The organism is Streptomyces sp. BA2, assembly GCF_009769735.1.
Lineage (GTDB): Bacteria > Actinomycetota > Actinomycetes > Streptomycetales > Streptomycetaceae > Streptomyces.
The window spans coordinates 6,253,452-6,278,379 of sequence record NZ_WSRO01000002.1 but is presented as its reverse complement, the minus strand read 5'-3'; the positions used below and the strand labels follow the sequence as shown (position 1 = coordinate 6,278,379).

General features: G+C 70.3%; 24 protein-coding genes, 1 tRNA gene and 1 pseudogene. 16 read left to right on the top strand and 10 right to left on the bottom strand.

What is annotated here, in order from left to right:
* The first annotated feature begins 16 nt into the window (after nucleotides 1-16).
* The 3 genes and pseudogenes from E5671_RS31225 (at nucleotide 17) to E5671_RS31215 (ending at nucleotide 1,792) form a co-directional block, all read left to right on the top strand.
* Nucleotides 17-88 (top strand) — tRNA-Arg (locus tag E5671_RS31225).
* Nucleotides 89-314: 226 nt separating this feature from the next.
* Nucleotides 315-1,034: a hypothetical protein gene (locus tag E5671_RS31220; protein WP_237330274.1), complete on the top strand. Its 720-nt coding sequence runs from the start codon at nucleotides 315-317 to the stop codon at nucleotides 1,032-1,034.
* Between the two features lie 179 nt (nucleotides 1,035-1,213).
* Nucleotides 1,214-1,792, top strand: a pseudogene (locus E5671_RS31215) (dihydrofolate reductase family protein).
* A gap of 10 nt (nucleotides 1,793-1,802) precedes the next feature.
* Here E5671_RS31215 and E5671_RS31210 read toward each other — a convergent pair.
* The 3 genes from E5671_RS31210 to ku all read right to left on the bottom strand — a co-directional run bounded on the left by E5671_RS31210 (nucleotide 1,803) and on the right by ku (nucleotide 5,209).
* Nucleotides 1,803-3,155 carry a DUF1254 domain-containing protein gene (locus tag E5671_RS31210; protein WP_160507218.1) on the bottom strand — a complete coding sequence of 451 codons (1,353 nt, stop codon included), beginning with the start codon at nucleotides 3,153-3,155 and terminating at the stop codon, nucleotides 1,803-1,805.
* A gap of 169 nt (nucleotides 3,156-3,324) precedes the next feature.
* Entirely contained in the window at nucleotides 3,325-3,594 is a 270-nt protein-coding gene (locus tag E5671_RS31205) for a type B 50S ribosomal protein L31 (protein ID WP_160507217.1), read from the bottom strand.
* 601 nt (nucleotides 3,595-4,195) lie between these two features.
* Nucleotides 4,196-5,209 carry a non-homologous end joining protein Ku gene (ku, locus tag E5671_RS31200; protein WP_160507216.1) on the bottom strand — a complete coding sequence of 338 codons (1,014 nt, stop codon included), beginning with the start codon at nucleotides 5,207-5,209 and terminating at the stop codon, nucleotides 4,196-4,198.
* A gap of 108 nt (nucleotides 5,210-5,317) precedes the next feature.
* Between ku and ligD the strand changes: the two genes are divergently transcribed.
* The gene (ligD, locus tag E5671_RS31195) at nucleotides 5,318-6,205 is read left to right on the top strand and encodes a non-homologous end-joining DNA ligase (RefSeq protein ID WP_160507215.1); all 888 of its coding nucleotides are present in this window, start codon (nucleotides 5,318-5,320) and stop codon (nucleotides 6,203-6,205) included.
* A 91-nt stretch (nucleotides 6,206-6,296) separates the two neighbouring features.
* Nucleotides 6,297-6,725, top strand: coding sequence for a nuclear transport factor 2 family protein (locus E5671_RS31190; protein ID WP_160507214.1), 429 nt, complete (start codon nucleotides 6,297-6,299; stop codon nucleotides 6,723-6,725).
* A 20-nt stretch (nucleotides 6,726-6,745) separates the two neighbouring features.
* On the opposite strand, the gene E5671_RS31185 is transcribed toward E5671_RS31190, so the two are convergent.
* The gene (locus tag E5671_RS31185; RefSeq protein ID WP_160507213.1) at nucleotides 6,746-7,549 is read right to left on the bottom strand and encodes a nuclease-related domain-containing protein; all 804 of its coding nucleotides are present in this window, start codon (nucleotides 7,547-7,549) and stop codon (nucleotides 6,746-6,748) included.
* 325 nt (nucleotides 7,550-7,874) lie between these two features.
* On the opposite strand from E5671_RS31185, the gene E5671_RS31180 reads away from it, so the two are divergent.
* The 7 genes from E5671_RS31180 (at nucleotide 7,875) to E5671_RS31150 (ending at nucleotide 14,452) form a co-directional block, all read left to right on the top strand.
* Complete coding sequence (locus tag E5671_RS31180) at nucleotides 7,875-8,183, top strand: hypothetical protein (protein ID WP_160507212.1); 309 nt, start codon at nucleotides 7,875-7,877, stop codon at nucleotides 8,181-8,183.
* A 34-nt stretch (nucleotides 8,184-8,217) separates the two neighbouring features.
* Entirely contained in the window at nucleotides 8,218-8,877 is a 660-nt protein-coding gene (locus E5671_RS31175) for a class F sortase (protein WP_336605891.1), read from the top strand.
* A gap of 102 nt (nucleotides 8,878-8,979) precedes the next feature.
* Entirely contained in the window at nucleotides 8,980-9,777 is a 798-nt protein-coding gene (locus tag E5671_RS31170; protein WP_160507211.1) for a hypothetical protein, read from the top strand.
* Complete coding sequence (locus E5671_RS31165; protein ID WP_160507210.1) at nucleotides 9,774-11,075, top strand: sensor histidine kinase; 1,302 nt, start codon at nucleotides 9,774-9,776, stop codon at nucleotides 11,073-11,075. Before E5671_RS31170 ends, E5671_RS31165 begins: the two co-directional genes overlap by 4 nt.
* A gap of 129 nt (nucleotides 11,076-11,204) precedes the next feature.
* Nucleotides 11,205-11,567: an SH3 domain-containing protein gene (locus tag E5671_RS31160; protein WP_160507209.1), complete on the top strand. Its 363-nt coding sequence runs from the start codon at nucleotides 11,205-11,207 to the stop codon at nucleotides 11,565-11,567.
* A 63-nt stretch (nucleotides 11,568-11,630) separates the two neighbouring features.
* On the top strand, nucleotides 11,631-12,995 hold the full coding sequence (locus E5671_RS31155) for an FtsW/RodA/SpoVE family cell cycle protein (RefSeq protein ID WP_160507208.1): 1,365 nt from the start codon (nucleotides 11,631-11,633) through the stop codon (nucleotides 12,993-12,995).
* Nucleotides 12,992-14,452: a penicillin-binding transpeptidase domain-containing protein gene (locus tag E5671_RS31150; protein WP_160507207.1), complete on the top strand. Its 1,461-nt coding sequence runs from the start codon at nucleotides 12,992-12,994 to the stop codon at nucleotides 14,450-14,452. The genes E5671_RS31155 and E5671_RS31150 overlap by 4 nt, the downstream gene beginning before the upstream one ends.
* Nucleotides 14,453-14,536: 84 nt before the next feature.
* Here E5671_RS31150 and E5671_RS31145 read toward each other — a convergent pair whose 3' ends face one another.
* A complete protein-coding gene (locus tag E5671_RS31145) occupies nucleotides 14,537-15,646 on the bottom strand; it encodes a diiron oxygenase (RefSeq protein WP_160507206.1) in 1,110 nt (369 codons plus the stop codon).
* Between the two features lie 218 nt (nucleotides 15,647-15,864).
* Here E5671_RS31145 and E5671_RS31140 point away from each other — a divergent pair, with 218 nt between their 5' ends.
* From E5671_RS31140 to E5671_RS31125, 4 genes are all read left to right on the top strand, one after another.
* Nucleotides 15,865-16,803 carry an AurF N-oxygenase family protein gene (locus E5671_RS31140; protein ID WP_160507205.1) on the top strand — a complete coding sequence of 313 codons (939 nt, stop codon included), beginning with the start codon at nucleotides 15,865-15,867 and terminating at the stop codon, nucleotides 16,801-16,803.
* Nucleotides 16,804-16,862: 59 nt separating this feature from the next.
* Nucleotides 16,863-17,591 carry a TetR/AcrR family transcriptional regulator gene (locus tag E5671_RS31135; protein WP_160507204.1) on the top strand — a complete coding sequence of 243 codons (729 nt, stop codon included), beginning with the start codon at nucleotides 16,863-16,865 and terminating at the stop codon, nucleotides 17,589-17,591.
* A 33-nt stretch (nucleotides 17,592-17,624) separates the two neighbouring features.
* On the top strand, nucleotides 17,625-17,900 hold the full coding sequence (locus E5671_RS31130; RefSeq protein ID WP_160507203.1) for a hypothetical protein: 276 nt from the start codon (nucleotides 17,625-17,627) through the stop codon (nucleotides 17,898-17,900).
* Between the two features lie 150 nt (nucleotides 17,901-18,050).
* Complete coding sequence (locus E5671_RS31125; protein ID WP_160507202.1) at nucleotides 18,051-19,211, top strand: C40 family peptidase; 1,161 nt, start codon at nucleotides 18,051-18,053, stop codon at nucleotides 19,209-19,211.
* Between the two features lie 22 nt (nucleotides 19,212-19,233).
* Here the strand turns inward: E5671_RS31125 and E5671_RS31120 are convergent, their stop codons facing one another.
* From E5671_RS31120 to E5671_RS31100, 5 genes are read right to left on the bottom strand one after another with little or no spacing between them, the layout of a single operon-like run.
* On the bottom strand, nucleotides 19,234-20,469 hold the full coding sequence (locus E5671_RS31120; RefSeq protein WP_160507201.1) for a styrene monooxygenase/indole monooxygenase family protein: 1,236 nt from the start codon (nucleotides 20,467-20,469) through the stop codon (nucleotides 19,234-19,236).
* 31 nt (nucleotides 20,470-20,500) lie between these two features.
* Complete coding sequence (locus E5671_RS31115) at nucleotides 20,501-21,130, bottom strand: ATP/GTP-binding protein (RefSeq protein ID WP_160507200.1); 630 nt, start codon at nucleotides 21,128-21,130, stop codon at nucleotides 20,501-20,503.
* A complete protein-coding gene (locus tag E5671_RS31110) occupies nucleotides 21,111-21,515 on the bottom strand; it encodes a DUF742 domain-containing protein (protein WP_160507199.1) in 405 nt (134 codons plus the stop codon). The genes E5671_RS31115 and E5671_RS31110 overlap by 20 nt, the downstream gene beginning before the upstream one ends.
* Nucleotides 21,512-22,045, bottom strand: a complete 534-nt coding sequence (locus tag E5671_RS31105; RefSeq protein WP_237330273.1) for a roadblock/LC7 domain-containing protein — start codon at nucleotides 22,043-22,045, stop codon at nucleotides 21,512-21,514. Before E5671_RS31105 ends, E5671_RS31110 begins: the two co-directional genes overlap by 4 nt.
* An 8-nt stretch (nucleotides 22,046-22,053) precedes the next feature.
* Nucleotides 22,054-24,852, bottom strand: a complete 2,799-nt coding sequence (locus tag E5671_RS31100; RefSeq protein WP_443032718.1) for a nitrate- and nitrite sensing domain-containing protein — start codon at nucleotides 24,850-24,852, stop codon at nucleotides 22,054-22,056.
* Nucleotides 24,853-24,928 lie beyond the last annotated feature (76 nt).

Below are 24,928 nucleotides of genomic sequence, written 5' to 3'. Positions count from 1 at the left end.
CAACCCGCCCCGACACGCCCCCGTAGCTCAGGGGATAGAGCAACGGCCTCCGGAGCCGTGTGCGCAGGTTCGAATCCTGCCGGGGGCACCTTGTATTAGGTGCCCAAAGACCCCGTCACCAGCGGAAACGCTGAGGCCGGGGTCTTCGCGTATGTGCAGGCAGATACAGCCCGTAGCGGCCGTATGTCGAGGTCTGTGGACGAGGCGTGGACGGGATCTTGGAGCGTGCCCGCAGGTTATGGCACATGGTGGAGCCGAGCAGGCCTTCACTCCTCGTTACGTCACGCTGCCCCACGACCACACTGCAGGTGGGCATGAGTCTGGCGAAGGTGAGCCGGCACCGCGGCCATCAGCCGCTGACTGCAGTCGGACGACTGCTGGACGAGTTGGAGGATCTCGTGGACGTGACCACGCTTGCCGTCGCGCTCATCACTGTCGGAGGAACGTTGGGGGGAACCCTCGGTGGGACGGTGCTCAGCCAGCGCGCCAACCGGGAGCAGAACGAGCGGGCCGACCGCGAACGAGAGCAGGAACGCCACGAGCAGGCGATACAAGCGCGGCGGGATCTCTATGCCCGTCTGAATACCACCGCTCGCGCTTACCGAGTCGCCGCGCGGGACGCCGTGGAGGCAGCAAAGCGCGGCGAAAGCCTCGACCCGGCTCTGCTCGAAAGCGCGAAGGAGGCCTGGGCGGACGAGTACTCCCAGGCACAGATGGCACTGGCCAAGGACGTCCTGGACGTAGCCTCGACCCTCAACAGATCTCTTGGGATCGGATATGCGGTCGTCAAGCATCTGCCCAGCAGCCCTGACCTCGACGGGGCGTATCAGCGGGCCGATACATGGTTCAGTGGCCCACTGTCTGACGGCGTATACCTGCTACGGGTCACGCTGCGACATGACCTCGGAGTCGAGGTCGACCCCCGCTTCGAAGAGACCCGTGCGCAGATGCTCTCCACGCTCGGCAGTGCACGGGACAACCTCGCGCAGCTCTTGGCCGCAGAAGGGGCCCAGACAAGCGAGCCAGCTGCCTGAGTTCACGGCCAGAGCGATTAGTGCAGGCGGGCGAAGGGGTCCGCGACCCGCCCAACTGGCGCCTCAGCGAGCCTTTCTGACTGAGCCGATTCAACCCACCACCACGCCCGGCGATGAGTCTCGCCGTGATCGCCGGTCTGTATGAGCGACTCGCAATCGACCGCACTCAGGAGCGCCTCATGACCGCCACCTACACATTCGACGTCTTCTCCAGCCTTGACGGCTTCGGCGCCGCCAGTGACAACTGGTCCGGCTAGTGGGGGAAGCAAGGGCCCGAGCTGCTCGGCCATCGCCTCGCCCTGTATGCCGACGAGCAGCGGATGGTTTTTGGGGCCCGTACGTATCGGGCGTTCGCGCAGATGCTGGCCTCCAGCACCGAGGAGTCCGAGGTGCGTGATCCGTGGGTCACACGGATGCGGAACCTGCCGGCCACTGTGGTGTCGAGCACGCTGGAGGGGCCTCTCGACTGGCCGGATGCGAGCCTCGCGAGCGGGGATGCCGTTGATGTCGTCGCTCGGCTCAAGAAGGAGTCTGCGGTGCCGTTGCGCTCGCACGGCAGTCTGTCGATGAATCGGGCGCTGATGGCCGCCGGTCTGGTCGACCGTGTGCAGGTGACGCTCTTCCCTGTGATCACCGGTCGGACGGGCCTTGATCCGATCTTCGAGGGTGCGGCCGACTTCGATCTCGAGCTGATCGACCGGACGACGCTCGACGGCCACATTCAGGAACTCGTCTACCGGCCCACCCTGCATAGCTGAGCGGCTGTACCTAGCTCCGGTGGATCGGGGGTAGTTCGTAGGTGCCATCGAAGACCGCTGCTTGGGGCGTGTACATCCGCAGGATCGGGCGGAAGCTGCCCTGCGGTGGTGTGGGCAGCCAGTTCTTTGCCGTCTTGTCGTCGGCGGGGCGGCGTGACTGGAGGCGGAGGGTCAGGGAGCCGTCGTCGTCGTAGCTCAGGCCCGGGGTGCGGTCGCCGATGGAGTATCGGTCGAGGGGGTTGGCGACCAAGTGGCGGTCGGGTACGCCGTACATCGTGATCGCCCAGAACGCGTCCACCGGCGGCGGCTTCTCGAAGCGCAGAGTGTAGGACTGCTCGCCCTCCAGGGGTTGGCCGTCAGCGTCGGTCCATGCCGTTGCGCACGCCGCTTCGTAGCAGTGTTCGCCCCAGAGCGCCGTGTGGGCCGACACCGCGCGCAACATGCGGCCCAACTCCCGGTCGGCACAAATCCATTGGGGGTCCTTGAGCGTGCCGACCTCGAAGTGGTCTGCGTTGTAGTCGAAGGCGTGGTACATCAGCTTCCAGCCGTTCTGCTCCGCGCTGTCCCCGTGGGTCGAGGCGTACTCGACCTTCTCCTTGCCCTCGGCGAATCCCGCGCGCAGGGCTTCGGCGAGGTCGGGATCGGGGGTCGCGTAGGGGCTCTGCGCGTCCAACAGGCCCAGCGGGGCGAACTGTTGTTGGTACGTCAGGTCGGCGGGCGCGGGCGGGAAGGCAGCCATCCTCGCCCGGAGCTTCTCGTAGAAGAGGAGCTCCGGTTGGGCGTCGGGGATGTACGTGTGGGTCGGCAGCCCGTGGGACTCTCCGGATGCCGTCCAGTACGGCTCCAGGTGCGTGTCCTCCTGGAGCGCGCGTACCGCCGCCACGTCGTCCGGGCCCGAGCAGGCCCACCGGCCGACGATCGACGCCACCTCCGTCGGCACGGCGATCCGGGTGGCGCCCGGCGGGACCTCTTCGTCCCAGCCCGGCGGCGTGAGCAGGAAGCTGGCCGGGCCGGTGCCGGTGGCGCGGCGGCCCACGTACGCGAAGTTGTTGGTCCAGGCGTCCACGAACTGCAGGACGTAGTAGCGGCCGTCCGTGTCCGGGACCGTCAGGAGCAGGGCGCCGCCGGACAGATCGAGCTGGGCCAGCGAGTAGATCGTGTCGTTGTTGACGCTCACGAAGGGGTCGTCCGGGCCCGCGAGACGGGTCGCGTGGCTGAACTCGTTGAACGGTGCGGGGGCCACCACCGAGCCCATGCCTTTGCGGGAGAGGCGGTCGACTTCGTCGAGGTTGAGCACCATCGGGTAGCCGTAGATGTACGCCTCGGCCGCCAGCGCCTGGAGATCGGTCGTGCCGTCGGTCATGCCCGCCGCCTTCTCGTGATCAAGCTCGTTCGTCGATCGTCGCTCGTGGTTCTTTGTTCGGGGTTTCTCGGTCGTGATCAAGGTTCTATCGCCATCGTCGGGCCGCCGCGTCCCTCCTGCCACTCCTGCGCTCCACACGGCGTGGCGCGGTGGGGCGGGGGCGGTTTCCTCATCCCTCCGGTGTGGCCGGGGGTGCCTGATCGCCGTAGCGGCGCTCGAACTTGGCGACCTGGCCCTCGGAGTCCACGACGCGGGCGCGGCCCGTGTAGAAGGGGTGGCTCTCGGAGGAGATCTCCACCTCCACCAGGGGGTACGTCTCGCCGTCGTCCCACTCGATGGTCTGGTCGCTCTCCGCGGTGGAGCGGGTGAGGAAGGCGTAGCCCGCCGAGCGGTCCCGGAAGACGACGGGCCGGTAGTTGCTGTCCTTGTCCTGGGTCATGTCCTCAGGTTCCCCGCGTACGTGGGGTGCGGCGAGCCTGGGGGCGCCACGTGGGTTGCGTCCGTCGCTTGAACCGTCACCACCCCCCGTGTCCGTCGGCGGCCCCGCATCCTGCGTCTGGCCGAACAGGCTTTCCCGCCCACCCGCCCGTTCACCCTGCAGCCACCCCTGACCGAACAAACCTTTCCCACCCACCCACCCGATTGCCCCGGGGTGCCAGGGGGGACAGGAGGGGTGGGTGGGCGACGTGCAACCCGGGTGGGGTGGGCGACCCCCGGGGCGACAGGGGGTGCGGACAGGCCGGGGGTGGGTGGGCGACGTGCAGCCCGGGCGGGTGGGCGACCCCCGGGGCGACAGGGGGTGCGGACAGGCCGGGGGTGAATGGGCGACGTGCAGCCCGGGCGGGTGGGCGACCTCCGTGGCGACAGGGGGTGCGGACAGGAAGGGGTGAGCGGGCGACGTGCAGCCCGGGCGGGTGGGCGACCTCCGTGGCGACAGGGGGTGCGGACAGGAAGGGGTGAGCGGGCGCGACGTGCCGCCCGGGTGCGTCGGCGACCCCGGCGCTGCCCCGCGCCCGCAGACGAAGCAGCCCCGTCCCGCCCTAAGCCGAAGTTCGCTTCTTCGTCGTCTTTTTTGTCGCCGGCTTCTTCGCGGTCGACTTCTTCGCCGTCGTCGTCTTCTTCGCCGTCGTCGTCTTCTTCGCCGTCGTCGTCTTCTGCGCCGTCGACTTCTTGCCCCCTACCTCCTTCGGCGTCGTCTTCGCCGCAGTCCGCTTTCGTCCACCCCGCTCCAGCGGCGTCACCTCCGCCCCCGCCCCGGCCCCGGGCCCGTTCCCCCCGCCCCTCTTCGCCGCGCGCACGCTCTTCTCCAGTGCCGCCATCAAGTCGATCACCTTGCCCCCGCCCGAATCCCCCTCAGCGGCCGGCTCCGTGGGGGTCGTGCCCTCGGCCTTGGCGGTGACCAGTTCCTCCACCGCCGCGCGGTAGTCGTCGTGGAGGGTGGACACGTCGACCTCGCCCAGCGTGTCCATCAGTGCGTCCGCCAGGTCCAGTTCCGCGTCCCGCACCTTGACCTGGGTGTCCGGAGCCACGCCCTCCGGGCCCCGGATCTCGTCCGGCCACAGCAGTGCGTGCATCGCGATCACGTCGTCCACCACCCGCAGCATCCCCAGCCGTTCCCGCCCCCGCAGCGCATACCTGGCGATCGCCACCTTCTGGCTCCGCTTCAGCGCCTCCCGCAGCAGCGTGTACGGCTTCGCCGCGGGCACTCCATTGGCCGACAAGTAGTACGCCGTGTCCATCTGCATCGGATCGACCCCGTCCGCCGGCACGAAGGCGACGATCTCGATCGTCTTGGCCGTCGGAATCGGCAGGGCCGCCAGATCCTCGTCCGTGATCGGGATGATCGAGCCGTCCGCGTCCTCGTACCCCTTGCCGATCTCGGCGGACGTCACCTCCCGCTCCTCCAGCTCGCACACCTTGCGATAGCGGACCCGGCCCCCGTCCTCCGTATGGATCTGCCGGAAGGAGATCGAGTGGTTCTCGGTGGCGTTCACGAGCTTGATCGGGATGCTGACCAAGCCGAAGGAGATCGCACCGTTCCATATGGATCGCACGTCAGACACCTCTCAGCAGTCGAGCATCCATTTAGGGACGTACACCAGCATTTATTATCTGTTGCCAGGATTTACGCGCCTTCACCCTATTCGTGGGATTCTCATCGTATGACGCCGATCACCGAGGTGGAGGGGCGGCGGCTGGCCCTCAGCAATCTCGACAAGGTCCTCTACTCCGCGACCGGCTTCACCAAGGGCGAGATGCTGCACTACTACGCCAGCACGGCCGAGGCCCTCCTGCCTCATCTCCGCAACCGGCCCGTCTCCTTCCTTCGCTTCCCGGACGGACCGGACGGGCAGCGCTTCTTCGCCAAGAACGTGCCACCGGGCACCCCCGACTGGGTGGACACCGCCGACGTGCCGCGCTCGGAAGGGAACATCCGGCAGATCGTCGTGAACGATCTGGCCACCCTGATGTGGGCCGGCAACCTCGTCACCGAGTTCCACACCCCCCAGTGGCAGGCCGACGCCCCCGCCGTCGCCGACCGGCTCGTGCTCGACCTGGATCCCGGCGACCCCGCCACCATCGTCGAGTGCTGCCGGGCAGGCCTCTGGCTGCGTGAACGGCTCCGGGCGGACGGCCTGCACGCGTACGCGAAGACCTCGGGATCCAAGGGCCTGCACCTGCTCTGCGCCCTGGAGCCGACGCCCTCCGAGGACGTCACCGCGTACGCGAAGAAGCTCGCCCAGGAAGCCGAGGCCGAACTGCCCGGCCTCGTCGTCCACCGGATGACCCGCAGCCTGCGCCCCGGCAAGGTCTTCGTCGACTTCAGCCAGAACGCCGCCGCGAAGACGACCGCCACCCCCTACACCCTGCGCGCCCGCCGGGAGCCGACGGTCTCCACCCCCGTGACCTGGGAAGAAGTCGAGGAGTGTGATGACCCGGCACAGCTCGTCTTCCTGGCCGCCGACATCGCGCCCCGCCTCCAGCGGCAGGGGGATCTGCTGGGCCCGCTCACCGATCCGGGCCAGGCGCACCCCCTCCCCCACGACTAGAGCGTGATCGGCGTCACGCCTAATCAAGTTTGACTAGGTAGATAATCGAGCATACCTTTCTCCACGTAGTCAAACTTGATTAGGAGCCCGCATGACCGTACTGCCCGAGACCGGATACGTCGCGACCGATGAGGACCGCGCGAGCCTTGCCGCCTGGTTCGCCGAGTACGACGCACACAGCGCCAAGCGCGATGTGGAGCGCATGGCCGACCTGGCCGTCTTCCCGCTCAACCTGGTCAGCGACGACTCCGCGGGCGACGGTCGCTCCGCGCAGTGGGACCGGGAACAGTTCGTCGCGACCATGACGCACGTGATGGGGGACGGGAGCGAGGACATCACCTTCGAGTCCACGCGCACGCCCGTCTTCCTCTCCCCCGCCATGGCCGTGGTCTTCACCGACTCGGTGATGACCGCGAACGGCGAGACGCAGCAGCTGCGGTACGCCGACATCCTGCTGAAGCGGGGCGGGGCCTGGGCGTTCCAGACCATGATCCAGGGAGGCTGGGGCGACAACCTCTGAGAAGGGGCCTGCCGGGGCAGTTACACCCGCAGCCACGTACGCCGGTCGCGGGCCATCGCGTGCAGCGCCTCCACATCGGCCGGTTTCAGTACGCCGCCGGTGCCCGCCACGGTCGACACCTCCCGGTCGCGCACGATCCGCACCTCGCGCGGCGGGGCCGTGACGTCGAGATCCGTCGCCCCGCAGAGGGCCAGGACCGGGCGGATCTCGGCGGTCAGCGCGAAGGACGCCCGGTCGGCGTCGGCGCGGATCTCCCTCAGGAGTGGACGCGGGTCCGCGCGGCCGACCGTGACCATCGGGTCGGCGACGCGCACCCGCTGCTTGCGGGCGGGCAGCGTGTGGACGCTGAACAGACCGCCGGGGCCGATCAGGAGGTGGTGGATGCGGGCGCCGCCCGGCAGCGGCACCGAGTGCAGGGTGTGCCAGCCGCCGCCTTCGAGGCCGTCGAGCACCTCACCGATGGACTGCTCGGCGGTGAGCGCCCGCTGCCGCGGGTCGGCGCGCAGCCTGCGGGCGGGGGCCGGGTCACGGTCGAGGGCGATCAGGAGTGCCTCGCCCGGGCGGTTCGGGGCGAGGTCGTCGTCCGGGTGGAGGGCGAGGCGGGCCAGCTCCGCGGGGGTGGGGACGGGCGGCGGGCCTATCGAAAAGCCGCCGGTCAGGAAGGGCGCGAGGGCGCGCAGGACGGCTTCCCTGTGCTCCTCGCCGAGCAGGTTCACGCGGGACGACTCCCTCTCGTACCACGCCACGCTTCTGCCGTCCGTGAGACAGACGTAGAGCCGCTCCTGTCCGTGCCGCCAGGCCGGTATGACGCGCAGTCCGCTCATGCATCATCACCCCACGGACCATGGGAGCAGCAAGGACATGCCTTGGGCAAGAACCTGGGCGAGGCGGAAGGAAGTTGAGCCACTCGTTGAGCCACTCGTAACGGCACCGCTTCCGCACCGCCTCCCCGCCGCCTCCGCACCGCCCCCGAACCGCCTCCCTGCCGCCTCCGCACCGCCTCCGCGGTGATGGCTCGCTGTTACATAGCTGACGAATTGCTGCAATGGCGGACATCTAGCTTCATAGGTGCCTCTTTCGCTTCCCCTCGCAGCGACCAGGCCGCACGCCCCCGGCCTCCAGCCCGCCAGCCGTAAGGACCGTCCGCTCATGAGCAGCCACCGCCGCCGCACCCTCCTCCGTTCCGCCGCCGTGACCACTGTCGTCGGCGGCGCGCTCCTCATGCCCGCGGTGGCCGCCGTCGCGGATACGCCGGCACACGCCGAGGCGGCCCAGGCGGACGGCACCCGGACAGTGGCGCCGGTCGCCCCCGGCGCCCCGGAGGGCGGGGTCAAGGCCGGCACCGAGGGGTTCCACAGCGGGGACCCGGTGTTCATCGCCGCCGGTGGCGCCATGGCGGCCGCCGGTGCGGCCGGTCTCGGGTACGCGATGCTGCGCCGCGGCCGCACCGACGCCTGAGCCCCCCTTCCCCACGCACCCCGCAGGAGCCGCTGTGAGCACCCCCACCGACGAAGCCCCCGTCCCCGCACCCACCCCCGTAAAGCGCCGCCACACCACCCGCATAGCAGCCGCCGCCACGCTCACCGCCGCCCTCGGCATCGGCCTCATCGCCTGCGGTCAGGGCTCCGGCGGCGACCCCGCGCCCGACGTCAAGGTCAACAACGCCACGGCCTCCCCGGCGGCCGAGCCGAACGCCCCGATGAAGAAGTCCCGCCCCACGGGCCTGCGCATCCCGGCGGCCGGTGTCGACGCGAAGTCGATGCTGGACCTCGGCGTGGGCGCGGACGACGCGCTCGAAGTGCCGCCCGTGGACAAGGCGGACGAGCCGGGCTGGTGGACCGGGGGCGTCACCCCAGGCGAGAAGGGGGCGGCCGTCCTGGTCGCGCACTACGACACCGCGAAGGGGCCCGCGCTGATGAAGAACGTGGCGAAGGTGAGAATGGGGGACGAGATCGAGGTGCCGCGAGCGGACGGGAGTACCGCGACGTTCAAGGTGCGCGAGATTGAACAGGTGGACAAAAAGAACTTCCCCACCAATAAGGTGTATGGGGCGACCGACCGGCCCGAGCTGCGCCTGCTGACCTGTGGCGGACCGATCGAGGAAGGTCACCGCACCGACAACATCATTCTCTACGCCGACCTCGCGCCGTAGCCGGACCCGGGTGACGGGACCCGGTCCCCGCGGCGCCGCAACCGAACCTCGCGCCGCAGCCGAGCAGCCCCCCGGGCCGCTCCTCCGGCAGGCAGGAGTGCAGTGCACCGGAGCCGTCTCGCGCTCGCCGCAGGACTCGTGCTGCCCGCCGTCCTGCTGGCCGGCGGCTGCGGCGACCCCGGCGACCTGCGCGGCGCGGGATCCACCCCCACCGCCGAGGCGCCCACGCGCCTGTGGCCGAAGTTGCCGCCTCCCTCGGCGCCCGCCGAGGACTACGGCACGATCGAGAGCCTGCCGGTCAAGGGCGTCGACGTACCGGGCGGGGATCTGCGCAAGGTGAATCCGGTGGCCGTCGCCAAGGCCGATTTCGACGAGAACCCCGGGATGTACAGCCGTTCGGACACGGTCTACAAGCAGACGGCCGAGCAGCTGGACACGTGCGAGACCGGCCACGCCGACGGTGGCGGCGAGGACGGCGACGGCGAGTGCCCCGTCCTGAACGCCTACTACCGCGACCTCACCGGCGACGGCAAGGACGACCTCATCGTCGGCATCCGCCTTGCCCGGGGGCACGCAGAGAATCTCGACATACGCGCCTACGCCGTGGAGAAGCGGAAGTTGACGCAGATCATGGAAATGGGGGACGCGGTGCTCGGTGTCGAGCTGGCCGGTCACGAGGTGATCGTCCGCGCCGTCTCCGGCATGCAGGGGTACGAGTACCGCACCGTCTGGTCCTGGGACTCCCACCAGAAGACCATGCTGCCGACGACCGACGAGATCGTGCGCTCGCCGAACACGCCGAAGAGGAAGCCGTCCCGCAAGCCCGAGCCTGCGGCGAGCGCCCGTCCCGTGCCCTCAACGAGCGGCTCCCCGAGCGACTCACCGAGCGACAGCCGATGAGCCACAGGCTGCCGCGCGGACCGCGGCTTCCCGCCTGGACGGCGACGCTGACCTGGAAGGCCGCGGTCTTCATCACCGTCATGTGCTGCGCGCTCGCCGCGCTGCTCGGCGCGCTCGTGCACGTCTCGGTGACCAACCAGACCGTGGGCCAAGCCCGCGACCACGCCCTCACCCGCCTCGACGACGCCACCGCGGCGTTCGAGGCTGGCGACGAGCTCGGCCCCGGCGCGGGGGTCGATCCGCCGGGCCTTCCCGCTCGGCTGCGGGAGCTCGCGGTGGGCGGGGAGCGCGGGACGATGGTCGGCACGCAGAACTCCCGGCCGACGATGTGGGCCGCGGGGCCCGCGACGGACCGGCGCGCCATCGCCGTCCAGGTCGACTACGCCCAGGGCGCCCGCACGATCGACGGCCTCGACCGGGCGATCCTCGGCTCCTCGGTGCTCGCGATCGGGGCGACGCTCCTGGTCGGGGCGTTCTCCGTGACGCGCGTGACGCGGCGTCTGCACCAGACGGCGACGGTGGCCCGCCGGATCAGCGCGGGTGACCTCGACGCCCGCGTGAACGACCCGCGCACCCGCGAGCCCTCGCGCCTCCAGGACGAGGTGGCGGCGGTCTCCGGAGCGCTCGACACGATGGCGTCCTCGATGCAGGGCAAGCTCCAGAGCGAGCAGCGGTTCACCGCGGACGTGGCGCACGAGCTGCGTACTCCGCTGACCGGTCTGCACGCGGCGGCCGAGCTGCTGCCGCCGGGCCGCCCCACGGAGCTGGTGCGCGACCGGGTCGCCGCGCTGCGGACCCTCACCGAGGACCTCCTGGAGATCTCCCGGCTCGACGCGAAGAGCGAGCGGGTCGATCTGGACGACCACCATCTCGCCCCACTGGCCGAGCGCGCCGTGCGGGGTTCGGGAGTCGATGCCGAGCTGGTCCTCGTACGCGATGTCTGCGTGGAGACCGACCGGCGGCGCCTGGAGCGGGTCCTTGGGAATCTCATCGCCAACGCGGACAAGCACGGGCGGGCGCCCGTCGTGGTGACCGTCGACGGGCCCGTGGTCTCGGTGCGCGACCACGGCGACGGATACCCCGACTACCTGGTGGAACACGGGCCGCAGCGGTTCCGCACCGAGGGGACGACCAGGGGCCACGGGCTCGGTCTGACGATCGCGTTGGGCCAGACGGCGGTCCTCGGAGCGCAGCTCACGTTCACGAACGCGGCCGACGGAGGCGCCGTGGCGACGCTGACGCTGCCGTACGAGGAGTGCGCGGGGAACGGTGCCAGAGGCGCCGACGGGACGGTCTGACGGGCGGTTTGACGCCGCGTGACCTTTTGCGCGCCCAGCGTGCCGATTTTAGTGTGAATTGCGGCCTATGGCCCCCGTCCCAAGGGCCTGAGGCCGCATCACATCCGCCTCGTCCCCAGAGGAGTCCCCATGTCCCTTCGGCCCACCTCCGCCACCACCCGGCTCGGCATACTGGCCGCCGGCGGCGCGCTCGCCGCCCTCACCCTCACCGGCCCGGCCTTCGCCGCCGGCGACACCGACGCCAACGGCCACCCCCGCGTCTACAAGGGCCGCGTCACCGCCAAGCACGGACTGCTGCTGCGCACCTCCCCCCACCGGGGCGCCAAGGTGATCCGCAGCGTTCCGTACGGAAAGGTCGTCTCCATCTACTGCAAGACGACCGGCGACCACGTGTCCGGCAACAACCGGTGGTACCTGCTCACCAACGGCACCTGGGCATGGGGCGCCGCGCACTACATCGCCAACATCGGGCCCGCCCCGCGCTGGTGCTGACGCACCACCAGTACACGGTGACATAAACGGACATTGGGGCCTATCGCTTGCTACGTTCCGGGCATGACCCGAACAGCAGCGGCGCCCCCCTCCGTACCCGCTGTTCGCGTGCCCCGGCGCCGTGGCACCGAAGTCGCCCTGATCGTCGTGGCCGTCCTGCTCTCGGTCTACGGCTACTGCGACGTCGGCCTCGCCAAGAACGGCACCGTCCCGCCCGGCGCCGCCGGTTACGGCGCCGGGCTCGGCGTGCTCGCGCTCCTGGCCCATCTCGCGGTCCGCTTCCGGGCGCCCTACGCCGATCCGCTGCTCCTGCCGATCGCCGTGCTCCTCAACGGCCTCGGCCTCGTCCTGATCTACCGGCTCGACCTGGAGACCCCCGGCGACGAGGCCGCGCCCACGCAACTCGTCTGGTCCACCGTCGGCGTGACGCTCTTCATCGGCGTCGTGCTGTTCCTGCGCGACCACAGGGTGCTCCAGCGGTACGCGTACATCTGCGTCGTCGCCGCGCTGGTCCTGATGATCGTGCCGATCTTCTTCCCGGCCGTGAACGGCGCCCGGATCTGGATCAGGATCGGCGGATTCTCCATCCAGCCCGGCGAGTTCGCCAAGATCCTGCTCGCGATCTTCTTCGCCAGCTACCTGTCCGCCAACCGCAACGCGCTGGCCTACACCGGCCGTACGGTCTGGAAGCTGACGAAGCTCCAGCTGCCGACCGGCCGTGTGCTCGGCCCGATCGTCGCGATCTGGCTGCTGAGCGTCGGGGTCCTGGTCCTCGAACGGGACCTCGGCACCTCGCTGCTCTTCTTCGGCCTCTTCGTGATCCTGCTGTACGTCGCCACCGGGCGCACCGGCTGGATCGCGGTCGGCCTGGTGCTCGCCGGCGTCGGGGCGTACACGGTCGGCTCGCTCGAACCCCACGTGCACAGCCGGGTCGAGGACTGGCTGCACCCCTTCGCCTCCATCGACGCGGGCGAGGGACCGAACCAACTGGCCCAGTCCCTCTTCGCGTTCGCGGCCGGCGGGATGCTCGGGACCGGTCTTGGGCTCGGGCACTCCATCCTCATCGGCTTCGCCGCCAAGTCCGACTTCATCCTGGCGACGGCGGGCGAGGAGCTCGGCCTCGCGGGCCTCGCCGCGATCTTCCTGCTCTACGCACTCCTGGTGGAGCGCGGCTACCGTGCGGGGCTCGCGCTGCGGGACGCATTCGGGCGGCTCCTCGCGGTCGGGCTCGCCTCGATCGTCGCGCTCCAGGTGTTCGTGATCGCGGGCGGGGTGACCGGGCTCATTCCGCTGACGGGCATGGCGATGCCGTTCCTGGCGCAGGGCGGCTCGTCGGTCGTCACCAACTGGATCATCGTGGCGCTGCTCATCCGGCTCAGCGACTCGGCACGAGGTCAGCCGGTGGGCCCGTTGAAGGAGGCCGCGTGACGCGGTACATCCGGCACGCCGCCGCCTTCTGCGCGCTGCTGCTCATCGCCCTGCTCGTGAACGCGACCCGCGTCCAGGTCGTCCAGGCCGAGCACTTCGACAAGAACTCCGCCAACCGCCGCCAGGCCATCGTCCGCTTCGGCCAGCCGCGCGGCGACATCTTGGTCGAGGGCCACACGGTCACCGGTTCCAAGGACACCGGGGAGCAGCTCCGCTATGAACGGACGTACAGGAACGGCCCGTTGTACGCCCCGGTGACCGGGTACGCCTCGCAGGTCTACGGCACGAGCCTCCTGGAGAACGCCGAGGACGACATCCTCTCCGGGACCGACCCGATGCTCGCCCCGCTCCCCCTGTGGAACGACATCAGCCGCGCGCAGAACCCCGGCGGCATGGTGCGGACCACCATCAAGGCGGCGGCGCAGCAGGCCGCGTACGCCGGGCTCGGCGGCAAGAAGGGCGCGGTCGCCGCGATCGAGCCGTCGACCGGGAAGATCCTCGCCCTGGTCAGCACGCCTTCGTACGACCCGGAGCGGCTCTCCGGCACGAGTGAGTCGGTGGCGAGGTCATGGGCGTCGCTGAACGGCAGCACGGACAAGCCGATGCTGAACCGGGCGATCCGCCAGACGTACCCGCCCGGTTCGACGTTCAAGGTGGTGACGGCGGCGGCCGCGCTGGACGCGGGCACGGTCACGGACCTGGACGCCGCCACCAAGTCCCCCGTCCCGTACACGCTGCCCGGCACGAGCACGCAGCTGACGAACGAGGTCGAGGGCTGCAAGAACGCGACCCTCCGCTACGCCTTCGAGTGGTCCTGCAACACGGTCTTCGCCAAGCTGGGCGCGGACACCGGCCTGGACGACATGCTGGACACGGCACGGAACTTCGGCTTCAACGACAGCGGCCTGAAGATCCCGTCGTCGGTGGCGGCGAGCAACTTCGACACGTCGATGGACAAGGCGCAGCTGGCCCTCTCCGCCATCGGCCAGTACGACACGAGGGCGACGCCTCTGCAGATGGCGATGGTCTCGGCGGCCGTGGCGAACGGCGGCCAGGTCCAGTCCCCGAACCTGGTGGACGAGACCACGACGGACGACGGCGACGTGGTGCGGAACACCGGCACCAAGTCCCTCCACCAGGCGATGAACCCGGCCACGGCGATGCAGCTGCGGGACATGATGACCGACGTGGTCAAGGAGGGCACGGGCGGCAACGCGGCGATCCCCGGCGCGACGGTCGGCGGCAAGACGGGCACGGCCCAGCACGGCATCGACAACTCCGGGACGCCGTACGCGTGGTTCATCTCCTGGGCCCAGAAATCCGGCGAGGCACAGCCGTCGGTGGCGGTGGCGGTGGTCGTGGAGGACGCGGCGGCGGACCGGGGGGACATCAGCGGGGGCGGGAGTGCGGCGCCGGTGGCGAAGGCGGTGATGGAGGCGGTGCTCAGCGGCGGTTGAGAGTGGTGAGGTCGTACGGCCAGCGTACCCAGCGGGAACCCCGGGCCGCCCGCCCATCGAGTGGCCGCCGCACGCCGCGTTGACTCAGCCCGCGGCCTCACCGGAGGTGATCATCTCCTCGACCTCCGCCACCCGCTGCCCCTCCTCCGCCGCGAACCGCTCCGCGTCCAGTTTCTCGGCGATCTCCTCGTCCTGGGCCATCAGCTGGTCGAGGTTGGCGTTGCCCATCTCGAAGACGCCCATGTCGACGTACGCCTCCTGGAGCCGCTTGCCCCACAGGCCGATGTCCTTGACGCACGGGACGATGCGGCTGAAGAGCAACTGCCGGAAGAGGGCGAGGAATTCGGAGTCCTCGCTGCACTCCTCGGCCTCCGCCTTGGGGATGCCGAAGTTCTCCAGGACCTCGACGCCGCGCAGGCGGTCCCGCATCAAGTAGCAGCCCTCGATGACGAATTCCTCGCGCTCGCGCAGTTCCGCGTCCGAGAGCTGCTTGTAGTAGTCCCGCAGGGCCATGCGGCCGAAGGCCACGTGCCGGGCCTCGTCCTGCATGACGTACGCGAGGATCTGCTTCGGAAGGGGCTTGTCCGTCGTGTCGCGGATCATGCCGAAGGCGGCCAGGGCGAGACCCTCGATCAGGACCTGCATGCCCAGGTAGGGCATGTCCCAGCGGGAGTCGCGCAGGGTGTCGCCGAGGAGTGACTGGAGGTTGTCGTTGATCGGGTAGAGCATGCCGATCTTGTCGTGCAGGAAGCGGCCGTAGACCTCCGCGTGCCGCGCCTCGTCCATGGTCTGGGTCGCGGAGTAGAACTTCGCGTCCAGGTCGGGGACGGACTCCACGATGCGCGCCGCGCACACCATCGCGCCCTGCTCACCGTGCAGGAACTGGCTGAACTGCCAGGAGGCGTAGTGCTTGCGCAGCTCGCCCTTGTCCCGCTCGGTCATCTTGTCCCAGTGGCGGGTGCCGTAGAGCGAGAGGGACTCGTCGGGGGTGCCCAGGGGGTCGTACGGGTCGACCTCCAGATCCCAGGCGATGCGCTTGGCGCCGTCCCACTGCTTGTCCTTGCCCTTCTGGTAGAGAGAGAGCAGCCGGGCGCGGCCCTCGTCGTACTCCCAGCTGAAGCGGGCCGCGCCGTTCGCCGGTATCTGCCAGGTGGTCTCGTCCGGGGCGTGTGTGTACAGCTCATGCGTGGACACTGACGGCTCCTTAGGAAAGTGGCCTCGGTCTCTCCGTAGTCCCCCCGTGCTGCTTTCGACTGTCTTCGACTGCCTTGTACTAGTTGGTAGTTGGAAGGCTCACACGTTCGTAGACGTCGGGTCAACAAGTCGTGCGCAAGGGATTGACGCCCTTGCTGACAAGCAGTCTCATAAGTCGTGACCGCCGGTAACTGTGACGACGAGGCAGGGGCAGAGTCATGACGACCATCACGGAGGACGCGGCGATCGAAGGGCTGCGGGACGCGCTCGGACTGCTCAAGGACCGGGAGCAGGTGGCCGAGAGGCTGCTCGACTCCTCCGCCAAGCACTCCTTCGACCCCGACAAGGAGCTGGACTGGGAGGCGCCCTTCGAGGAGGGCAAGTGGTTCTGGCCCCCGGAGCTGGTCTCCCTGTACGGCACGCCGATGTGGCGGCGGATGAGCGAGGAGCAGCGCATCGCGCTCTCCCAGCACGAGGCCGCCGCGCTCGCGTCGCTCGGCATCTGGTTCGAGCTGATCCTGATGCAGCTGCTCGTACGGCACATCTACGACAAGCCGGCCACGAGCGCGCACGTGCGGTATGCCCTGACGGAGATCGAGGACGAGTGCCGGCACTCGAAGATGTTCGCGCGCCTCATCTCGCGCGGGGACACCCCGTACTACCCGGTCAGCACCGTGCACCGGAACCTCGGCCGCCTCTTCAAGACCATCTCGACGACGCCCGGTTCGTTCACGGCGACGCTGCTCGGCGAGGAGATCCTCGACTGGATGCAGCGCCTGACGTTCCCGGACGAGCGCGTCCAGACCCTCGTGCGCGGCGTCACGCGGATCCACGTCGTGGAGGAGGCGCGCCATGTGCGGTACGCCCGTGAGGAGCTGCGCCGTCAGATGGTGACGGCACCGCGCTGGTCCCAGGAGTTCACCCGCCTCACCTCGGGTGAGTTCGCCCGCGTCTTCTCCATCGCCTTCATCAACCCCGAGGTCTACACGAACGTCGGCCTGGACAAGCGCGAGGCCATGGCCCAGGTCAAGGCGAGCGCCCACCGCCGCGAGATCATGCAGACCGGGGCCAAGCGCCTCACCGATTTCCTGGACGACATCGGGGTGCTGCGGGGCGCGGGGCGGCGGCTGTGGAAGAGCTCGGGACTCCTGGCGTAGCGAAGAGGGTACGCAGGGTTCCGGGGCGCTTGTTCGAAAGGGCGGTTACGCTGCGGGGCATGACCTCGCCTGCTCCCACCCGCGCTTACCGGCGCCTCAGTGTCGAAGAGCGGCAGCGGCAGCTCAAGGAGGCCGCCCTGTCCCTCTTCGCGGTGCGCGCACCCGACGAGGTCTCCCTCGACGACGTCGCGGAGGCGGCCGGAGTGTCGCGGCCGCTCGTCTACCGCTACTTCCCGGGCGGCAAGCAGCAGTTGTACGAGGCCGCGCTGCGATCCGCGGCCGACGAGCTGGAGCAGTGCTTCGCCGAGCCGCCTCAGGGCCCGCTCACCCGGCGCCTCGCGAACGCGCTCGACCGCTATCTCGCCTTCGTCGACCAGCACGACGCGGGGTTCAGCGCGCTGCTCCAGGGCGGCAGCGTCGTGGAGACCTCGCGGACGACCGCCATCGTGGACGAGGTGCGCAGGACGGCCGCCGAGCACATCCTGGCCCACCTCGAGGTCGTGGGCGCGACGGGCCCGCGGCTCCGGATGACGGTGCGGATGTGGATCACCTCCGTCGAGGCGGCGTCCCTGATCTGGCTGGACGAGGAGAAGCAGCCGCCGCTTGACGAGCTGCGGGACTGGCTGGTCGAGCAGTTCATGGCGGTCCTCGTGGCCTCGGCGGGCCGCGACCCGCAGACCGCGGAGGCGGTACGGGTCGCCCTTGCCATGGAGACGTCCGACGGCCCCGCGGGCTCGCTCGCCCGGCGTGTCCTTCCCGTGGTGAGCGACGCGGCGCACCTGCTGTGACGCGCGGCGGGCGCCTGCTGTGACACTGGCCGGGTGAAGAGCGTAGAGACCCCCTTCGTGGGTGGCCCCCTGGACGGCCGCGTACTGCCCATCCTGCTCGGCCCGACCGGCCACCCCCCGAAGGTGTACCGGGTCCCGGTGCCGGACGAGGCGGGCGGCCCGCCGACCGTGCTCGTGTACCGCCGGGTGGCCAGGGCGGGGAAGCGGCTCGGGCTTCACCAGGGCTGGACGTACGAGTACGACCCCGAGGGCGACAAGGCCGGGTCCGGCCTGAAGTGGCCCTGGTCGAAGCCGGGCGGGGCGGGCTGAGGGCCGCCTCCGCAAGGGCGGCGCGCCGTGGGGCCCTGGACGAGTGACCGCATTGCGCCAACCCGCGCACCTTCCGGAGGCGGGCCGCGCCGGGGCGGCTGATGCTCGCGGTGCGGGGCGGAGCCGCCGCCGCGCGCCGGAGGTGATGGCATGTCAGGCAGGTTGCTGCAGTGGGTCGGTACGAGTGTGGTGGTCGGCGCGTTGCTGGCGCCCACCTCCCCTGCGTACGCCGTCCCGGGGCCCGACGGCACCGGGGAGCGCCCGGTCTCCGAGCTCCTGACGGACCTTCAGGAGCTGTACCGGAAGGCCGAGGAGTCGACGGAGACGTACAACGCGACCGCGGAGAAGCTGAAGGACCAGCGCGCCGAGGTCAGGCGCCTGAACGGCAAGCTGGCCCGCGCCCGGACCTCGGTGCGCGACAGCCGTGGCGCGGCGGGCCGCTTCGCGCGCCAGCAGTACCAGGGCAGGACGAACGTCTCCCCCTACGTACGCCTGCTCCTCGCCCGCAACCCGCAGCAGGCCCTGGACCAGGGGCATGTGATCGGGCGGGCGTCGGCGGAGCGGGCCGCGACGGTGGAGCGGCTCGTCGGCGGCGAGAAGAGAGCGTCCGAGCTCGCGACCCGGGCGGAGGTCGCCCTGGAGACCCAACTGGCCCTCGCCGCACGCCAGAAGGAGGCGCGGGACACGGTCAAGGGCCGGCTGAAGGAGGTCGAGGAGCTGCTCGCCTCGCTGAGCACGGAGCAGCTGGAGGACCTTGCGCGGGCGGAGGAGGAGGGGATGGCCGAGTCCCAGCGGAAGTTCCTGAAGTCGGGCTCCCTGAGCGGATCTCCGGGCTCCGCCGCGCCGACCCGGCCACCGTCCAGGCGAGGGGACAAGGCGCTCTCCTACGCCGTGCGGCAGATCGGGAAGCCGTACAAGTGGGGCGCGGAAGGCCCCAAGGCCTTCGACTGCTCGGGGCTCACCTCGCAGGCGTGGGCCGAGGCGGGGAAGGAGATCCCCCGCACGTCGCAGGAGCAGTGGGCGCAGCTGCGGCGGGTCTCCCTGCGGAAGCTGCGCCCGGGTGACTTGATCGTCTACTTCCCCAAGGCCACGCATGTGGCGATGTACCTGGGTGACGGCATGGTGATCCAGGCCCCGCGCCCCGGGGCCAAGGTCAAGGTCTCCCCCATCGCCGCCAACCCCGTGCGGGGGGCGGTACGACCCGACCCCAAGGCCCGCCCCATGGAGGACTACACCCCGCCGAAGCTGCCGCGCGGGGCGATGAAGGGGGCGGACACGGGTTACAGCCGATCGGTCGCGCCCCCGGCATAGGGGCAAACCTGACGGACGGCCGTCAGGCCCCGGAGAGCGAGCTCAGGTACGCGCCCGTCTTCTCCGGCTCATAGAAGAAGTTCTCGAAGTCCGACGGGTCGTTGAAGCCGTTGGCGAAGCGGTCGGCGGCCGGCTGGAGTTGGCCTGCCGCGCCGATCAGGTTCAGGACGTGCTCCGGCGGCGGCGACAGCATCGCGTTCGTCCACTTGGTGACGTGCTGGGCCGTCTCCCAGTACCGGTCGAACGTGGACTGCATCCACTCCTCGTCGAACGGCTTGTCGCCGTGCGTGATGATCGAGTCGAGGTACGAAGCCGCGCACTTCGACGCCGAGTTGGAGCCCTGCCCGGTGATCGGGTCGTTGGCGACGACCACGTCCGCGACGCCGAGGACGAGCCCTCCGCCGGGCAGCCGGCCGATCGGCTTGCGGACCGTCGGCGCGTACCGGCCGCTCAACGTGCCGCCCGCGTCCGTGAGTTCGACCTTCGTCGCCCGCGCGTACTCCCACGGCGTGAACTTCTCAAGGAGTTCGAGGGTCAGCGCGAGGTGCTCAGAGGGGTCCTTGACGCCCTGGAAGACGTCCAGCGGGCCGCCCGGCACGCCCTCCCAGAACAGGATGTCCGCACGCCCGGACGTGGTGAGGGTCGGCATGACGAAGAGCTCGCCGACGCCCGGCACGAGGTTGCACCGCACCGCGTCGAACTCGGGGTGCTCGGGGCGCGGCCCCATCCCGTGGACGTACGCGACGGCCAGCGCGCGCTGGGGGGTGTCGTAGGGGGAGCGCGAGGCGTCACGCTCGAACATCGAGACCAGCTCGCCCTTGCCCGCGGAGACGAGCACCAGGTCGTAGGTGCGGGAGAAGTAGTCGAGGTCGCCGACCGCGGCGCCGTGGATGACCAGCTGGCCGCCGCGCTGCGCGAACGTCTCCATCCAGCCCGCCATCTTCACGCGCTGGTCGACGGACTGGGCGATCCCATCCAGCTTGCCGACCCAGTCGATCACGCGGGAAGAGTCGGGGCCGGCGACCGAGACGCCGAGGCCCTCGATCTTCGGGGCCTGGGACTCCCAGAAGTTCAGCTGGAGGTCGCGCTCGTGCTGCAGCGCCGTGTGGAACATGCACTGCGTGGACATCACACGGCCGGACCGGACCTCGTCCGCCGTGCGGTTGGACATCAGGGTGACCTCGTACCCCTGCGACTGGAGTCCGAGGGCGATCTGGAGACCGGCCTGGCCGGCTCCGACGACGAGTATCTTCCGCATGCGGCACTTCTCCTACGTGCTAAAGCAAAAACTATTCGGGGGTTGCTTCAAGTGCGTGGCCGACCAGCGAGAGCAGCGACTCGATCACCGATATCCGCTGCCTCGCGTCCATGATCAGCACTGGTATGTGCTGCGGGATGGTCAGCGCCTCGCGGACGTCCGCGGGCTCGAACTTTTCGGTCCCGTCGAAGTGGTTGACGGCCACGATGTACGGCAGACCGCAGCTCTCGAAGTAGTCGAGCGCGGGGAAGCAGTCGGGCAGGCGGCGGGTGTCGGCGAGGACCACCGCGCCGATCGCGCCGCGCACCAGGTCGTCCCACATGAACCAGAAGCGCTGCTGCCCCGGCGTACCGAAGAGGTAGAGCACGAGGTCGTCGTCGAGCGTGATCCGGCCGAAGTCCATGGCGACCGTGGTCGTGGTCTTGTCCGGGGTCGACGTGAGGTCGTCCGTGTCCTCGCTCGCCTGCGTCATCAGCGCCTCCGTCTGGAGGGGCGTGATCTCGGAGACCGCGGTGACCAGGGTCGTCTTGCCGACGCCGAAGCCGCCCGCCACCACGATCTTCGTCGCGATCGGGGCCCGGGTGCGGTCCGTCTGCCAGGCTTGGAGGTTCTCGTCCGGGTCGGGGCCCGGGTGGCGGAGTTCAGAGACGGCGGAGTCCACTCAGCACCCTTTCGAGCAGTGCGCGGTCCGGCTGTCCCGGACCGTGGCCCGTTCCGTACACGCGGATCTTTCCCTGGTCTGCGAGGTCGCTGAGCAGTACGCGGACCACGCCGAGCGGCATCTTCAAAAGCGCGGCGATCTCCGCGACCGTACGCATACGGCGGCAGATCTCGACGATGGCCCGCATCTCCGGCATGACGCGGGCGGTGGCGTTGCCCTGCGGCAGTTCGAGACGCTCCTCGGCGGCTTCGAGGGCAGCGACGAACGTCTCTACGAGCAGGACGTGGCCGAAGCGGGTGCGCCCGCCGGTGAGCGAGTACGGACGTACTCGGGCGGGCTTGCGTTCTCCGCCCCGCTGGGGCAGCTTGCCGGGCTTACTGCTCATCGGACGCTCTCCATCGACTGGCGCAGCTCGCTGCGGAGTTCGGGGGTGAGGACATGCCCGGCGCGGCCGACGAAGAGCGCCATGTGGTACGCGACGACGCTCATGTCGCAGTCCGGGGTGGCGTGCACGCCGAGCAGCGAGCCGTCGCTGATCGACATGACGAAGAGGCTGCCCTCCTCCATCGCGACGACGGTCTGCTTGACCGGTCCCGCGTCCATCAGCTTGGCGGCGCCGATGCAGAGGGAACCCAGGCCGGACACGATGGTGGCGAGGTCCGCGCTCGAGCCCTTGGGGCCCGAACTGTTGTCGACAGCCTGCTCGTTGTTGCGCGCGGGGTCGGAGGAGAGCAGGAGCAGACCGTCGGAGGAGACCACCGCGACCGACAGCAGACCTGGCACCTCCTCGACGAGATTCGTCAGCAGCCAGTGCAGGTTGCGTGCTTCGCTGCTCAGTCCGAACCCGGCGGAGCCGGCCCCGGCGGTGGAGCTGCCGGTGGATTTACTGCCGGTGGAAGAACTGGGCGAGCGCATGGGCGCAGTCAACTGCTTGCCTCCTCGACTGTGTCCCCCATGTTTTCGGTCTCTTTGTTCTCTGCGGTCTCGTCGCTGCCTTCGTTACGTCCGGTCAGCTCGGCCTCTACGTCGCGACGGCCGCTGATGGCTCCCTGGTGGAAGCCCCCGAGTCGCTTGCGCAGCGCTTCGGCGTCCACGGAGCCGCTGCGTGCCTTGGGCACCGTGGGCTCGGGCGCGGTGATCTTGGGCGTGCGCTTGGGTAGCCCCTTGTCGGTGACGCGCTCCCACTTGGGGCCGGGGTCGTCCTGCTGTGCCCCGGCTGCCGGGTCCTCGGGGGCTTCCGGAGGGGTCAGCTCCAGGGTCGTCTCAGGCGATGCTTCGGGGTCGGTGTCGGGGTCGGTCTCGGGGGCGGGTTCGGACTCGGCCTCCGCTTCCCGCACCGCGTGCTCCGCAGCCGCGATCAGCGGATCCTCATCGCCCCCCGGGGCAGCGGTCAGCGCCGAGCGCCCCGGCAGCACATTGGAGTTGGCCTCGGCTTCCGAGCCCGGAAGGTGCAGGGCGGGGGCCCCGCCCTGCACAGGCTCGCCGACCGGCGGGGCCGTCACCGCGGGCGCCGCGGCGAGGATCGACTTCGGCAGGACCACGACCGCCGCGACGCCGCCCTGCTTCTGCTCGCGCAGCCGGACCCGGGCCCCGTGCCGCGCGGCGAGACGGGCCACGACATAGAGGCCGAGCCCGAGCCCGTCCCCGCTCTCCTGGTCGTACGCGTCGTCCGGACGGAAGTCCGCGAGGCGGGAGTTGAGCTCCTCCATGCGGTCTTCGGTTACCCCTATGCCCTCGTCCTGCACGGAGAGCATGACCTCGCCGCTCTCCAGGAGCCAGCCGGAGACCTCCACGGAGGCGTCCGGCGGCGAGAACGAGGTCGCGTTCTCCAGGAGCTCGGCGACCAGGTGGCTGATGTCGTCCGCGGCGAAGCCCGCGACGTGCGCGTGCGGCGGCAGCGTGGCGATGCGCACCCGCTCGTACCGCTCGATCTCGGAGACGGCGGCGCGTACGACGTCGACGAGCGGGACAGGGCCCGGGTGCTGGTGGCCGTGCTCGGCGCCCGCGAGGACCAGGAGGTTCTCGCTGTGGCGGCGCATGACCGTGGCGAAGTGGTCGAGCTTGAAGAGCGTGGCGAGGCGGTCGGGGTCCTGCTCGCGGTCCTCGAGGTTCTCGATGACGGCGAGCTGCCGCTCGACCAGGCCGAGGGTGCGCAGGGCGAGGTTGACGAACGTGCCGTGGATGGACTGCCGCACCCGCTCCAAGTGGGCGGAGGCCTCGGCCAGTTCGGCGCGCAGCGTCTCGCGCTCGTCGGCCATGGACTGGCGCTGGCCGATGAGGTGCTTGCGGTCGGCTTCGAGCGTGGTGAGGCGCTCGGTGAGGCCGGCCGCGTGCTCGTGCAGCGCGTTGACGGACCGTACGACCTGGGCGAATTCGTCGTCGCGGCCGGTGAAGCGGATCGGCTCCTGGGGCGCGGGCTCGGTGGCGAGGCGGGCCGAGCCGATGCGCAGGACGGCCAGCGGGCGGGTCAGGCTGCGGGCCATCGCCATGGAGACGCCGACCGCGACGAGCAGCGTGACGCCGATGAGCGCGACGCGGATCTCGAGCGCCGTCACGTCGTCGTCGCGCAGCGCGGCGAGGTCCTTGGTGCGCTGCACCGTGAGCGCGGACTCGGCGCCGCGCATCGTCTCGATGCGGGCGGAGAGCGCGGTGTCGAGCTTCTTGCGGTCGTAGCCGCGCTCGGCGGTGGAGAGCGTGGGCTGGTCGGTGAGGCGGGTGAGGTACTTCTCGGCCGTCGTCACCTCGTGGCCCGTGACCGCCGAGTCGTACGTGGTGCGGGCGCCGTCCGTGGCCGCGTCCCGGAAGTCGGCGAGGGCCGCCTCCGCGCGGGTGTGGGCCTGCTGGCCCGCGGCGCTGAGGGCGTCGCGGCTCTTGGTCTGCGCGGGAGACTCGTCGACCACCGTGGTGGGAAGGCCGGTGACGGGGTCGACGGTGGTGCTCGTCTCCGTGGAGCGCGGAACGGCGAGGGTGGCGAGGAGCAGGCCGCGGGCGCTGGCCGCCTGCTCGACGGCGTGGTCCAGGTCGGCGAGGGCGTAGGCGCCGGAGCCCGCGCGTGGCGGGGTCTTCTCGGCGAGTTCGCGGGTCAGGCCGTGCAGTTCGGTGATGACGTTCGAGTACGCCGTGTGGGCTTGAAGAGCAGTGCTCTTGCCGGTGAGCGCCGCTCTGCGTACGGCCGCGATGTCGGCGAGGTCGCCCCGCAGACCGGCCGGGGCGTCGGCGGTGCGCAGCTCCTCGATCTGGCGGTCCACGCGGGCGCTGCGGCTCTCGGAGAGCCCCTTGCCCTGCGGGCGGCCCGCCGCGATGAACGAGGTGACCTCGTCGCGCTCGTCGGCAAGCGAGTGGCCGAGGGACACGGCGTCCTGGGTGCGCTCGGCGAGGGTCACCAGTTGCTGCGCGTCGCTCAGTTGCCCGGAGGCGGCGACGATGGCGGGCGCTCCGGCCCCGGCGATCGCTGCGGCCACGACGGCGACGGCGACGATCAGCCGATTGCGTACGCGCGCGGTGGGCTTGGAGTTGACGGACTTCACGGGCTTCGAGGGACCGCCAGCGGGCTTCGAGCCGCCAGGAGCCGTCACGGCGGGGACGGTGTGCTCTCCCGCTGTGGGCTCGGGGTTCTCTCCCGCTGTGGGCTCGGGCGAGCGCTCTGGAGGGGTGTTCGCGCCCGGCGTGGCCCCTTCGGAAGCCGTCTGCTTGCCCTTGCGCCCAGGCCGCATCTTCTGCACCGGTGCTCGCATTCTTGTTTTTCGTCTGCCCATGGGCCCGGGTGACGATCCGTCAACACACGCGCCCCCCGGTACG